This window comes from Bradyrhizobium sp. CCBAU 45394, from assembly GCF_028128655.1.
In the GTDB taxonomy this organism is placed as follows: domain Bacteria; phylum Pseudomonadota; class Alphaproteobacteria; order Rhizobiales; family Xanthobacteraceae; genus Bradyrhizobium; species Bradyrhizobium diazoefficiens.
In genome coordinates this window covers 36,734-48,877 of record NZ_LBIX01000170.1, presented here as the reverse complement: position 1 = coordinate 48,877, position 12,144 = coordinate 36,734, and the positions used below count along the sequence as shown (strand labels likewise).

Sequence of the window (12,144 nt, the reverse complement as noted above, 5' to 3'; positions counted from 1 at the left end):
GGGCATGATCAGGGCGAACCTGCCTGCATGGGAATCGCGGTGTATCAATCCTGGAGCGCTTCCTCTCGCCGCGCCCGGATCGTCGGCAACATGATCAGGAGGATCGCGATGGCGGCCGCGGCCAGCAGGCTCGCCGAGAGCGGCGAAGTCAGCAGCACGGTGGCGTCGCCGCGCGAGAGCACCATGGCGCGGCGGAAATTCTCCTCGATGGCCGGACCCAGAACCAGGCCCAACAGCAGCGGCGCCGCCGGAAGTTGCAGCTTGATCAGAACGTAGCCGAACACACAGAACACGGCCGCCTCGTAGACCTCGAACGTTAAGCTGTTGATGGAATAGACGCCGATCGAGCAGAACACCATGATCGCGGGAAACAGATAGCGGTAGGGAATGGTGAGCAGCTTCACCCACAGCCCGACGAGCGGAAGATTGAGGATCAGCAGCATCAGATTGCCGACCCACATCGAGACGATCAGGCCCCAGAACAGGGTCGGATTCTTCGTCATCACCTCCGGACCCGGGTGGATGTTGTGAATGTTCATGGCGCCCACCATCAGGGCCATCACGACATTGGAGGGAACCCCGAGCGTCAGCAGCGGAATGAACGAGGTCTGGGCGCCGGCGTTGTTCGCGGACTCCGGGCCTGCAACGCCCTCGATGGCGCCCTTGCCGAACTGCTCGGGATGTCGCGACAGCTTCTTCTCCAGCGTATAGGACGCGAAGGACGAGAGCACGGCGCCGCCGCCGGGCAGGACTCCCAGCAGCGTCCCCAGCGCCGTGCCGCGCAGCATCGCCGGCACCATCCGACGGAAGTCGTCGCGCGTCGGAAACAGATTGGTGATCTTCTGGGTGACCAGCGACAGCTTGTCGTCCTGCTCGAGATTCTTGACGATCTCGGCGAAGCCGAAGATGCCCATCGCCAGCGGCACGAAATCGAGACCGTCGAAGAGCTGGGGAACGCCGAAGGCAAAACGCTGGCTGCCGCTGTTCAGGTCGGTGCCGACGAGGCTCAGGAGCATGCCGAGCACGACCATGCCGATGCCCTCGATGAACGGCCCGCTCGACAGCACCGAGGCGAGGATCAGCCCCAGGATCATGAGCGCGAAGAATTCCTTCGGGCCGAACAGCAAGGCGGTCGCGGTCAGCGGGCCCGCAAGGGCCGCCAAGGCGAGCGTTGCCACGCATCCGGCGAAGAACGAGCCGATGGCAGCGGTCGCGAGCGCCACGCCGGCGCGCCCCTGCTTCGCCATCTGGTAGCCGTCAATCGTGGTCACGACCGACGAAGACTCCCCAGGCAGATTGACCACGATCGCCGTGGTCGAGCCGCCATACTGCGCGCCGTAATAGATCCCGGCGAGCATGATCAGCGCGGCGTCCGGTTGCAGCGCATAGGTGATCGGCAGCAGCATAGCGATGGTCGCGAGCGGGCCGAGGCCGGGAAGCACGCCGATCAAGGTGCCGAGCAGGCAGCCGAGGAAGGCATAGAGCAGGTTGGCGGGCTGGGCTGCCGTCGCAAAGCCAATCGCCAGATTGTGGAAGAGATCCATCGATCGGCTCGTTCAGTTGAGGAGAGACGGCCAGACGGGCAGTTGCAGCCCGAGACCGTAGACGAATACGGCCAGACACAGCGCGATGAGCACCGCAGCGTTCGTCAGCGCGCCCATCCAGGTGAACTCAGGGCTGGCCCGGCTCGACACCATGATCAGGACGAACAGGGCGCCGACCAGACCGAGCGGAAACAGCAAGGCGCCGAACAGGATCACGGATCCGGTGATCCAGGCGAGCCCCTTGATATCCCAGTTGCGCAGCGCCTGCCCGTCCGCGGTCGGCTTCATTGCACTGAGGATCACGACCAGACCGATGGCCGCGAGCACGATTGCGAGCAGGCGCGGGAAATAGCCCGGCCCCATTCGCGCGGCTGTCCCCGCGGGATAGTTCAGCGCCGCCACGAAGAAGAGGACTGCAAATGCGAGGAACAGAGCGCCGGACGCGAACGCCCTGTGATTGCGGATCGCCAATCCCTTCACTTCCGTCCTCCTCCCTCACCCGGTCCCTTGCTCTCCTCGCCGGCACCGGCCTTCGAGGAACGCTCGTCGAGGGCTTCCATCAGAACCGGTACGCCGATCGCGCAGGCATGGACGCCAAGATGTGCAGTCATCTGGAGAACCTGAAGGATCTCCCGCTGGCCGATGCCGAGCCGCAAAGCCCGCCTGATCTGCACCCGCAGTCCATGCGGATTGAGTGCCGTGAAGCATGCGTTCAATGCGAGCGAGATCAGACATTGCGAGCGCTGGTCGAGACCATCCCCGGCCTGCCCGCCCGCGAGGAGATCCAGCAAGACGGCGAAATAGCCGGGATCGCCCCGCAGCCATTGCTCGCAGAAATCGGGCCAATCCCCGAATTGCGCCACATAGGCATCCCGCAGCGCCGTCTGCTCATGCGTCAGTTCGGGATAACCGACCTGAAGCCCCGCGCTCGCCAATTCCTCGGCTAGGATGCCGATGCCGAGATTGCAGCCATCGAGCCCCTGAACCGTCGCGAGGCGAAACACGTCGATGATCTCCCGCGCCGACGCCCCCTCCTGAAGTGCAAGGCGAAGATGCAGCGCGAGGCCGGATCGGAACAGGTGCGTCGCCGATCCGTCGAGCGCGACGTAGATCAGCTCGCGCATCTTGGGCGACAGCGGTCCCTTCTCTGCGGCATAACCCGCATATTTTCCGTATGCGTCAAGAAACGCCGGATCGAGCCGCAGCAGCCCCTCCGTCCAGGGCCGCCAATAGCCCCGCGCCTTGACGTAGGCATCTTTCAGAACCTGCTGTTCCGGCGTCAGATCGGACATCGTAATGGTCCCGTCAGGCAATGTTCGTCAGGGTGATGCCGCCGTCGACGGTGAGCACCTGCGCCGAGATGAAGCCGCTCTCGTCACCGGCGAGGAAGCAGATGGCCTTGGCGATATCGTCGACCGTGCCGAGCCGCCCCAGCGGCGTTCTCGCGACGCGGCGTGCATCGAGTTCGGCGTTACGATTGCGCATCGTTCCTTCGGTCGGAATCGCCGAGGGCGCCACGGCGTTGACGCGGATGTTGCGCGCACCGAGCTCGGCTGCGGCAGCGCGCGTGATGCCCATGACGCCCGCCTTGATGCCGCTGTAGACGATGCTGTTCTTCGCCGAGATCAGGCCGGCCACCGAAGCGACGTTGACGATCGCGCCGCCGCGTTCCGCATCCATGACCTCGGCGGCGGCCTGGATACCCCACATCACCGCCTTGAAACCGATGTTGAGCATGCGTTCGACAGTCTCCGGCGCGATGTCCGCGACCGACTGATAGCGGACCCAGGCCGCGTTGTTGACGAGGATGTCGAAACGCCCCTGCTGCTCCGCCAATCCAAGCGCCGCCTGCCGCATGCCGTCGCGGCTCGACACGTCCTGCGTGACGGCTACGGCCTTGCCGCCGGCCGCCTTGATCGCGTCCACCGTGCCATCGACGAATTCCGGCTTCAGGTCGTTGACACCGACGATCGCACCGCGTCCGGCGAGCCGAAGCGCAGTCGCACGGCCGATGCCGTTTCCGGCGCCGGTGACAAGTGCGACGCGCCCCGCGAGCGTCTGATCCCTGGTCTCGGTCATGGTCGTCTCCTTCATGCTTCCGCCTCGGCGAACGGTGCAATTTCCGATACGTAACGGCGGCCGAACGTGCTGATCAGACCGCTGGCATCGCCCTGGGCCTGAAGCGTACGGATGCGGCGCAGATGGCGATGCACCGGCACATCCCATGTGAAGCCCATGCCGCCGTGAATCTGTAGCGCGCCCTCGCTGATCGAGCTGCCATAGGTCGCTGCAGCCAGGAACGCCGCATCGCGCTGGACCGGACCGCCGCCCTCGGACAGGCTGCGCGTGATCGCATGACGGATGCTTTCGAGCCCGAGCTTCTGGCGCGCCAAGGCATGGCGGATGGCCTGATTGTAGGACAGGGCGTGGCCGAACTGGCGGCGCGTCGACGCATGTTCCTGCGCGAGCGCCAGGCATGCTTCGGCCGATCCCAGGATAGCGGCGGCGCGGAGCACGTTGGCGTCCGAGTTGAGCAAATCCCATGTGCCAGCTGGCAGGACGGAGCCGATCGGGACTTCAACTTTCTGGAGCCGCACCACATGCTCCGGCACGGTCAGATCGAGGCCGGCCGCTTCCTCCACCAGAACGCCTTCGGCATCAGTCGGGATCAATGCAGCGGTGCCCGCGTTCATCCGTACCAGGATGTAGTCGACCTTCGCCGCGCAGGCCGCGCGCGCGACCATGCCGCTCAGCACCTGCAACCCGCCTTCCCGTTCGGCGAAGGCCTCACCCTGCCAGGCGACCGTCGCCAATGTCTCGCCGGAAACGATCGCGGCGGCAAGACGCGTCAGCGACGACTGCAGCAGGCGACCGACGAGGATGGTCTCCAGGAGCGGAAATCCGAGCAATCCCGCATGAGCGGCCGCGATCACCGGCACCGCAAAGCCGAGCGGCAGGGCCAGCCCCCCGACCTCCTCATCCGCGATGACGCCGAGCAGACCGTCACCGGCGAGATTTTGCGCCTGTTCGCGAACAGCCAGGCCTGCACATGCGGTCACGGCGCGTGCCGCGGTTGCGGCGAACTCGTCGGGCTGAAGTCCTTCGGCCATGATCATCACTGTCCTCTTCGAAAACTGCGCGACTACAATTGCTCACTAGGCGAGATACCCGCCGTCGACGGGCAGGATGACGCCGTTGACATAGGACGCCATCGCCGAGGCGAGAAAGATCACCGGCGCTGCGATCTCTTCGGGCTGTCCCACGCGCTTCAACGGCGTGCGCGCCATCAGGCCGGACAGCCGCGCCGGATTCCCACGGGTGCTCTCGCTCATTTCGGTCGCGATGATGCCGGGCGCGACGGCGTTGACCCGGATGCCATCGGGCGCGAGATCGCGGGCAAGCGCCTGCGTGAACAGCCTCACCGCCCCCTTGGACGATGAATAGCCAACCGTACCACCCATGCTACCGAAGGCCGCGACCGAGGCAACGTTGATGATGGTTCCCCGCGATTTGCGTAGCGCGGGAATGAACGCATGAACCACGTTGAAGGTGCCGTTGACGTTGACATCGAACACCTGCCGCCAATTCTCGTGAGCGCGCGGGCTGTCGATCGGCTCGCGGATGATGATCCCGGCGTTGTTGACGACGACGTCGGCGAGGCCAAGCTCCTCATCGACCCGCCTGGCCACCTCGCCGCAGGCCAAAGCATCAGTCACGTCGAGCGAACAGCCGATTGCCTCCTTGCCTCCGTCCCGGATCTCGCGTGCAACGGAGTCTGCCCGGTCCTGCCCCAGATCGGTCACGACGACCCTTGCCCCGGCAGCGGCCGCGCCCAACGCGATGGCGCGCCCGATCCCTTGGCCCGCTCCCGTCACCACGACGAGACGATCCTTCAACAAGCCCGCCTGCCCCCGTCCGTCGGACATCACCGGCTCCCTGTTGTTCGTGACGAGGCAATGCGCGGGAAGACCATCACTTGCCTCGCGACAGCTGGAGGATGCGATCGGCGATGATGCCGAGCTGGATCTCGGTCGTGCCGGCATAAATCGTCTCGGCGCGCGCCTGAAGGTAGATGGCTTCGAACCGGCGCCGCGCCACCGTGATCGCCGGGTTCTGCGGCAGCGATGCCTGCGAGAGCAGTTCAATCGCAAGCGCCGCAAAGCGCTGATGCGATTCGCTCCAATAGAGCTTCGCAAGGCTGCCGCGCGCTCCGATCTTGTCGCCGTTGACGAGCGCCTCGACGGCCGTCTCGACATGCGCCTTCAGCACCTCGATCTCGACGGCGACCTCGCCGAGCCTGACGGCGTAATGCCGGTCCGCGACCATTGCCGACAGCGCCGGGTCCGTCTTGCAAGCCGAAATCAGGTGGCGCAGTTCGTTCTCGAAGCGCCAGGCGCGGTACATGCGGTTGGTCGCCCGCTCGATCTCCAGCACGCGGATGGCTGCGGCCCAGCCCTCGTCCGGCGCGCCGATCGCATCGGCCTGGGCCACTTCGACGTCGTCGAAGAAGACCTCGCAGAAGCTCTCGCGTCCGTCGATCGATTTGATGGTGCGCACGCGCACGCCGTCGGCATCGAGCGGCACCGCGAACATGGCAAGGCCGCGATGACGATCCTCCAGCGGACCGGTGCGGGCGAGCACGAGACAGCGTTGCGCCCGGTACGCGCCGCTGGTCCAGATCTTCTGGCCGGTGATCTGCCAGTCGTTGCCATTTCGCGTGGCGCGAGTGCGAAGCCCGGCAAGGTCGGACCCCGCTTCGGGCTCGGAAAATCCCTGACACCAGATGTTGCGCATCTCGAGGATGGCGGGCAGGAACCGCCGTTTCTGCTCCTCGCTGCCGACGGCCAGGATGATCGGACCGGCGAGTTCCTTGCCGATCGAGTTGACGCTCTCCGGCATCGCCAGCGCGCCGATCTCCTGATTGGCGATCAAATGCTCGCGCAAGGAGCGGCCGTGCCCGCCATAGGCCTGGGGCCACGTAATGCCGGTCAGGCCGGCGCGGTACATCGCCGCCTCCCACGTCACGGACTGCTGGAGCGTGGGCGGCGCGAATGCGGCACTGTCGCCGCGGAAGCTGGCGGGCAGATTGGCATGCAGCCAGCGATGCACCGCATCGCGATAGGCCGCGCCCGCCAGGCTCTCGCTCGCGACCGGATACGTCGACACCGCTTCAACTACACTCATCGCCTGCTTCCCGCCTTCGCCATACGTGCCGTCATGTCTGGGCCGCCTGTCCGTTCTTCACTGCGACTTGAGCAGATCGCAGGCGCTCTCCGAGGCCGGCCGCCACGCATCCTCCGGCGCGATCGTGCCGGTGATCTCGTAATAATCGTAGGTGTATTTGGACTCCGACGGAGCCTTGATCCGCGCGACATAGAGCGGACGCATCACCTGGCCGTCAGCCCTGATGCTGACGTTGTTCATCTCGAAATCGTTGATCGGCGTGTTCTTCATCTGCCGCATCACGGCATCGCCGTCGTCGGAGCCGGCGGCGGCCACCGCCTTCAGATAATGCGTGATGGCGCTGTAGGTGGCCGCCTTGCCCTCGTTGAGAAGCTGACCGTTCGTCGCCTCGGCATAACGTTTGGCAAACGCTCGGCTCTCCGGCGTCATGTCCCAGTAGAACGGCGTCGTCAGCCGCACGTTCTGGAGGTCCTTGAGGCCGATGCCATGCGTCTGGCTGATCATGAGGCCGAGGGGAACGAGGAGTTGCGTCCTGGTCAGCCCGAACTCCTGGGCCTGCTTGATCGCATTGGCGAAATCCGCGCCCGAATTGGCGAGCGCAATTGCCTTGGCGGCGCTGGCCTGTGCCGTCAGCAGAAATGAGGAGAGATCCGACGAGTTGAGCGGATGCAGCACCGAGCCCACCACCTTGCCGCCACCCGCTTGGATGAACTTCGTCGCGTCCGCCTGCCAGGCCTTGCCGAAGGCATAATCGACCGTCAGGAAGAACCAGGAGTCGATGCCCTGCGCGAGCAGGGCCTTCACCGTGGCCTTCGGCTGGGCATAGGTATCGACCACCCACTGCGTGGTCATGGGCGAGCATTTGTCGTTGGTGAAGAACGATCCCGCCGTGCCGGCCAGCATGTACGGCTTCTTGCGGTTCTTCATGATGTCTTGCACCGCCAGCGCGATCGACGACGCCGAGCAGCCGACGATGGCATCGACACCTTCATTGTCGACCCACCGCAGCGCAATGGCGACGCCGACATCTGGCTTGTTCTGGTCGTCGGCGATCACGAGCTCGATCTTCTTGCCGTTGACCGCTCCACCGAAATCGCCGACCGCGAGTTTGGCGGCCGCGACCGAACCGAGGCCGCAATTGTCGGCATAGGGACCGTTCTGGTCATTCATGATACCAATCTTGACCACATCGCCCGATATGCCCTGTGCGGACACGGGCGCATGGGTCAGCAGCAAGGCAATCATGCCGAGCGCCGTGATTGTCGATCTCTTCACCGTTTCCTCCTGCTTTTACGCGTTTCCTCTGGGCCGGCTTCTGCCGGCTCTATTTGTTGGGATTCAGTGGGTTGGCGGCGCACCGCGCGGGATCAGCAACGCATCGAGGGCCACGGCTCCCTCGCCTTTGGCGCGTAAGAGCAACGGGTTGACGTCGATCTCCGCGATCGTGTCGGTATGCGCGGCGGCAAAGCGCGACAACGCGGCAACGGCCCGAGCCGCGGCGTCGAGGTCGGCGCGCGGCCGCCCACGCGCGCCGTCGAGCACCGCGAACGCCCTGAGAGATTTCAGCATCGCCATGGCCTGCGTCTCGCTGACCGGCGCCATCTGCACGGCAGAATCCTGGAGGATCTCCGCGAAGATGCCGCCGAGGCCGACCATCACCACCGGCCCGAACACCGGATCGATGTGGCTGCCCAGGATCAGCTCGGCGACGCCCTTGGCCATCGGCGCCACGATCACGCCGTCGATTGTCGCGTTGGGCGCCTTGGTGGCGACGCGGTCGAGCATCTGGGCATAGGCGCGCCGGACTTCGGCTTCCGAGCCAACGCCGACGACCACGCCGCCGACCTCCGTCTTGTGCGGCAGGTCGGGCGAGGCGATCTTTAGCACCACGGGATAACCGATCTCGGTGGCAGCGCGCGCCGCTGCATCCGCATCCTGTACCAGACGCTCGGCCAGCACCGGCACACCGGCCTCGGCAAGTGCGCGCTTGGCGCCGAGCTCGTGGCGGAATGCATCGGCTGCCAGCGGCCCCGCCTGCTCGATCGCAGCTGGCACGTCCTGCGGCCGTTTCGACACCCCCTGCAGCCGCACCAAGGCAGCGATAGTTGCGCAGCAGCCATCGAAGCTTTCCACCGTCGGAAAGCCCAGCGCGTGCAGCTCGGTCAGCGCGTCCTCCGGGCCGTCGACGCAAAGGACGATCGGACGCTGGGGGAACTGCGCGCGGATGTTGCGCAGCGTGTCCATGTAGATGGAGCGCAAGCGCGGCAGATGCAGCGAGAACGGCAGCGGCAGGATCACCGTATCGGCCCGATCGTCCGCCACGACGGCGGTCATGATCTTCTCCAGAAGATCTGGGCGGCTCGACATCTGCGCCGTGGCGTCGACCGGGTTGCGGGCCGATGCAAAGGGCACCAGCTCAAGAATCTGGCGCTGCGTCTCCTGGCCGAGTTCCGGCAGCGTCAACCCGACCGACTGCGCGGCATCCGCGAGCAACACGCCGAAGCCGCCCGACGCCGTGAGGATCGCGATGCCTGGGCCCTTCGGCAGCCGGTCCGGCAGCAGGATCGATGCCGCATGACCGAGATCGATGAGTTCGTCGATGCTGCGGACGCGCACCGCACCGCAACGGGCAAACAACGCGTCGAACACCGCGTCCGATCCTGCCATCGCCCCGGTGTGCGAGGCCGCGGCGGCCTGGCCTGCCGCGGACGTGCCGATCTTCATGGCGATGACGGGCTTGCCGGCATCGCGCGCCTCTTCAAGTGCGGAGATCAGGCGGCCGGCATCGCGGCACGCCTCGAGGCAGCACAGGATCACCTTGGTGGCGGGATCGCGCGCCATCCAGGCGATACCGTCGGCGATATCGACGTCGCACTCGTTACCTGTGGTGATGAAGCGGCTGACGCCGACGCCGCGCTCGCTGGCGAGCCGCATGGTGTAGCTGCCGAGATTGCCGCTCTGCGACACGATGCCGAGCGAGCCGGCCGCCGGCATGCTGTGCTCGAGCACGATCGAGAACGTCGCGATGCTCTTCTCGGCGACGCTGACCGCGCCAAGACAGTTCGGCCCCAGCAAGCGCATGCCGCTGTTGCGCGCGGCCAGGCGCAGCCGGTCCTGCATCGCGCGGCCCTGCTCGCCGAGCTCGGCAAAGCCCGACGAGAACACGACGACACTGCGGACGCCGCGGGCCGCGCATTGTTCCACGGCCTCGCCGGCGCGCTCCGCATCGACCGCGATGATGGCGAGATCCGGCGCCTCCGGCACTTCGGCGACGGAAGCATAGGCCTTCAGTCCCTGCACCGTCACAGCCTTCGGGTTGACCGGATAGATGCGGCCTGCATAGCCGTGGCGGCGCAACAGGTCGACCGGCCGACCGCCGATCTTGGTCGCCTCCTGCGAGGCGCCGATGATCGCGATCGAGCGCGGCGACATCAGCGCGTCGAGACCTTCTCCCGGCCGCATCTCAGCGCCCCTTGAACACCGGCGTGCGCTTCTCCAGGAACGCCATCCGCGCTTCCTTGGCGTCCTCGGTCTTGGAGAGAGCCATCGTGATGTTCTGCTCGAAGCGGTAGGCATCGCGCGGCGGCATGAGCTCGACCATGTTCGCCGCATTCTTGGCATATTCCATCGCGATCGGGCTCTTCGAGGCGATCTCGCGGGCGAGCTTCATCACCTCGGGGATCAGGTTCTCCTTGGTCGTGCAAGCCTCGATGATGCCGAGGCGATAGAGCTCGGTGGCCGGCACGCGATAGCCGGTGAAGAACATGCGGCGCATCAGGGAGCGGCCGAACAACGTGTTCAGCATGGCGGCACCGCCGGCGAGCCCGACGTTGATCTCGGGCATGCCGAAGACGGCCTCTTCGCAGGCGTAGAAGATGTCGCAGGAGGCCATCAGGCCGACACCGGCGCCGAGCGCAACGCCGTTGATCGCCGCGATGACCGGCTTGGAGCATTCGCGAATGCAATTGCCGGTCTCGCGTGTGATCCGGTTGTGGCTGTGAAACGCGCCGATCTTGGTCGGGTCCGGACGGTCCTTCAGATCCGCGCCGCTGCAGAACACCTTTCCGGCTCCGGTCAGGATCGCGACCCTGACATCGCTACGCTCGGAAATCTCGTCGAACACGCTCACGATGCGATCGCGCATGGCACGATCGAGCGCGTTCACGGGAGGACGGTTCAGCGTCACCAGCGCGATGTGATCGGACACTTCGAGGGTGACGATATCTCCTGACATGGCTTCCTCCTGGGCTTCTGCTTGTCTTGTGTTTGTCTTGCTTGCTATTCCTGACCGATCGGTCAGCGTTTTGCGCTGATAACATCAAGCGCGGCGACTTGCAATATCCTATCGATGTCCTATTGACCGACCGATCGGTCAGTTATTAGATTTCGCGACAAGCAAGAACGACCGTGAGGAGGACTCCCATGCCCAGGATCAGCCGACGCCAGGCGACAACTCTCATCGCCGGCGCCCTCGTCGCCCCGCTTGGCGCGCCTGCAATCGTGAGGGCCCGCGCGTCGCAGATCTTCATCATCGTGCCCTATGCGCCCGGCGGCTCCATCGACAGCCTGATGCGCTCGATCGCGAAGGCCATGGCGGAAACCTTGGACCAGCCCGTTCTCGTCGACAACAAGCCGGGCGCCAACGGTATCGTCGGATCGCAATATGTCGCGCGCGCGCCGAAGGACGGATCGGTCCTGCTGGCCGGCGGCACCGGGCCGATTTCGCTGAACGTGCTGCTCCGCAAGAACTTGCCCTACAAGCTCGAGGACTTCGCCTCGGTCGCCATGCTCTGCAACGGGCCGCTGTCGCTGACCGTGAACGCACGGACGCCGGCCGCCGACGTGAAGAGCTTCGTCACCTACGCCAAGGGGCGCGACAAGCCGCTGTTCTACGCCACGCTCGGTCCGGGCAGCGTCACGCATTTGTTCGGGATCATGATGGGCAAGTCGATGGGATTTGCCGTCACCGAGGTTGCCTATCGCAACAATCCGGCCTCCATCATGGAGACACTGTCAGGAGAATGCGATCTCAACTTCGCAACGCCCGCCGCCGTGATCGAGCATGCGCGCGGCGGCCAGCTTCGCATCCTCGCGGTCTCCTCGGACAAGCGCATGACGAGCTTGCCCGAGATACCGACGCTCGCCGAATCCGGCTATCCCGACCTCACCGCATCGTTCTGGACCGCGCTCCACGCCCCGGCGGGCACGCCGCGCGATGTCATCGCGCGGCTGAACGCGGCAGCCAACGCCGCGATGCAGAAGCCCGAGATCGCAAAGCAGCTCGAAACCGATGGCCTGATGGTCGATACCGGCGCACCGGAGCGGCTCGACGCCCAATTGACCAAGGACGCCGCGCTCTGGGGACCGGTGATCAAGGCGCAGAACATCGCCCTGGAATGAGGCGTTGCACGCGGTG

The 12,144-nt window shown here is 65.5% G+C and carries 11 protein-coding genes; 1 reads left to right on the top strand and 10 read right to left on the bottom strand.

Going from position 1 to position 12,144, the window contains the following annotated elements; genetic code table 11:
- Positions 1-44: 44 nt before the first annotated feature.
- The 10 genes from WN73_RS27160 to WN73_RS27115 form a co-directional block, all read right to left on the bottom strand.
- Entirely contained in the window at positions 45-1,544 is a 1,500-nt protein-coding gene (locus WN73_RS27160; RefSeq protein WP_271555397.1) for a tripartite tricarboxylate transporter permease, read from the bottom strand.
- Between the two features lie 12 nt (positions 1,545-1,556).
- Positions 1,557-2,024 carry a tripartite tricarboxylate transporter TctB family protein gene (locus tag WN73_RS27155; protein ID WP_271555396.1) on the bottom strand — a complete coding sequence of 156 codons (468 nt, stop codon included), beginning with the start codon at positions 2,022-2,024 and terminating at the stop codon, positions 1,557-1,559.
- A complete protein-coding gene (locus WN73_RS27150) occupies positions 2,021-2,836 on the bottom strand; it encodes a carboxymuconolactone decarboxylase family protein (RefSeq protein ID WP_271555395.1) in 816 nt (271 codons plus the stop codon). The genes WN73_RS27155 and WN73_RS27150 overlap by 4 nt, the downstream gene beginning before the upstream one ends.
- A 13-nt stretch (positions 2,837-2,849) precedes the next feature.
- Entirely contained in the window at positions 2,850-3,623 is a 774-nt protein-coding gene (locus tag WN73_RS27145; RefSeq protein WP_271555394.1) for an SDR family NAD(P)-dependent oxidoreductase, read from the bottom strand.
- 11 nt (positions 3,624-3,634) lie between these two features.
- Positions 3,635-4,660 carry an acyl-CoA dehydrogenase family protein gene (locus tag WN73_RS27140; protein WP_271555393.1) on the bottom strand — a complete coding sequence of 342 codons (1,026 nt, stop codon included), beginning with the start codon at positions 4,658-4,660 and terminating at the stop codon, positions 3,635-3,637.
- A 39-nt stretch (positions 4,661-4,699) separates the two neighbouring features.
- Positions 4,700-5,470 (bottom strand): SDR family NAD(P)-dependent oxidoreductase, encoded by a 771-nt coding sequence (locus tag WN73_RS27135; protein ID WP_028171978.1) that lies wholly within the window; start codon positions 5,468-5,470, stop codon positions 4,700-4,702.
- A gap of 46 nt (positions 5,471-5,516) precedes the next feature.
- Entirely contained in the window at positions 5,517-6,728 is a 1,212-nt protein-coding gene (locus tag WN73_RS27130) for an acyl-CoA dehydrogenase (RefSeq protein ID WP_011086232.1), read from the bottom strand.
- 57 nt (positions 6,729-6,785) lie between these two features.
- Positions 6,786-8,003, bottom strand: a complete 1,218-nt coding sequence (locus WN73_RS27125) for an ABC transporter substrate-binding protein (protein WP_271555392.1) — start codon at positions 8,001-8,003, stop codon at positions 6,786-6,788.
- Between the two features lie 63 nt (positions 8,004-8,066).
- Positions 8,067-10,190, bottom strand: a complete 2,124-nt coding sequence (locus WN73_RS27120; RefSeq protein WP_271555391.1) for an acetate--CoA ligase family protein — start codon at positions 10,188-10,190, stop codon at positions 8,067-8,069.
- 1 nt (position 10,191) lies between these two features.
- Entirely contained in the window at positions 10,192-10,962 is a 771-nt protein-coding gene (locus tag WN73_RS27115) for an enoyl-CoA hydratase/isomerase family protein (protein WP_110116041.1), read from the bottom strand.
- A gap of 188 nt (positions 10,963-11,150) precedes the next feature.
- Between WN73_RS27115 and WN73_RS27110 the strand changes: the two genes are divergently transcribed.
- Entirely contained in the window at positions 11,151-12,128 is a 978-nt protein-coding gene (locus WN73_RS27110; RefSeq protein ID WP_038965963.1) for a tripartite tricarboxylate transporter substrate binding protein, read from the top strand.
- Positions 12,129-12,144: the final 16 nt, after the last annotated feature.

Bases quoted from the DNA above. Each gene is read 5' to 3' on its own strand.
- WN73_RS27160 (WP_271555397.1), bottom strand. From the start codon at position 1,544: ATGGATCTCTTCCACAATCTGGCGATTGGCTTTGCGACGGCAGCCCAG.
- WN73_RS27150 (WP_271555395.1), bottom strand. From the start codon at position 2,836: ATGTCCGATCTGACGCCGGAACAGCAGGTTCTGAAAGATGCCTACGTC.
- WN73_RS27145 (WP_271555394.1), bottom strand. From the start codon at position 3,623: ATGACCGAGACCAGGGATCAGACGCTCGCGGGGCGCGTCGCACTTGTC.
- WN73_RS27140 (WP_271555393.1), bottom strand. From the start codon at position 4,660: ATGATCATGGCCGAAGGACTTCAGCCCGACGAGTTCGCCGCAACCGCG.
- WN73_RS27135 (WP_028171978.1), bottom strand. From the start codon at position 5,470: ATGTCCGACGGACGGGGGCAGGCGGGCTTGTTGAAGGATCGTCTCGTC.
- WN73_RS27130 (WP_011086232.1), bottom strand. From the start codon at position 6,728: ATGAGTGTAGTTGAAGCGGTGTCGACGTATCCGGTCGCGAGCGAGAGC.
- WN73_RS27120 (WP_271555391.1), bottom strand. From the start codon at position 10,190: ATGCGGCCGGGAGAAGGTCTCGACGCGCTGATGTCGCCGCGCTCGATC.
- WN73_RS27115 (WP_110116041.1), bottom strand. From the start codon at position 10,962: ATGTCAGGAGATATCGTCACCCTCGAAGTGTCCGATCACATCGCGCTG.
- WN73_RS27110 (WP_038965963.1), top strand. From the start codon at position 11,151: ATGCCCAGGATCAGCCGACGCCAGGCGACAACTCTCATCGCCGGCGCC.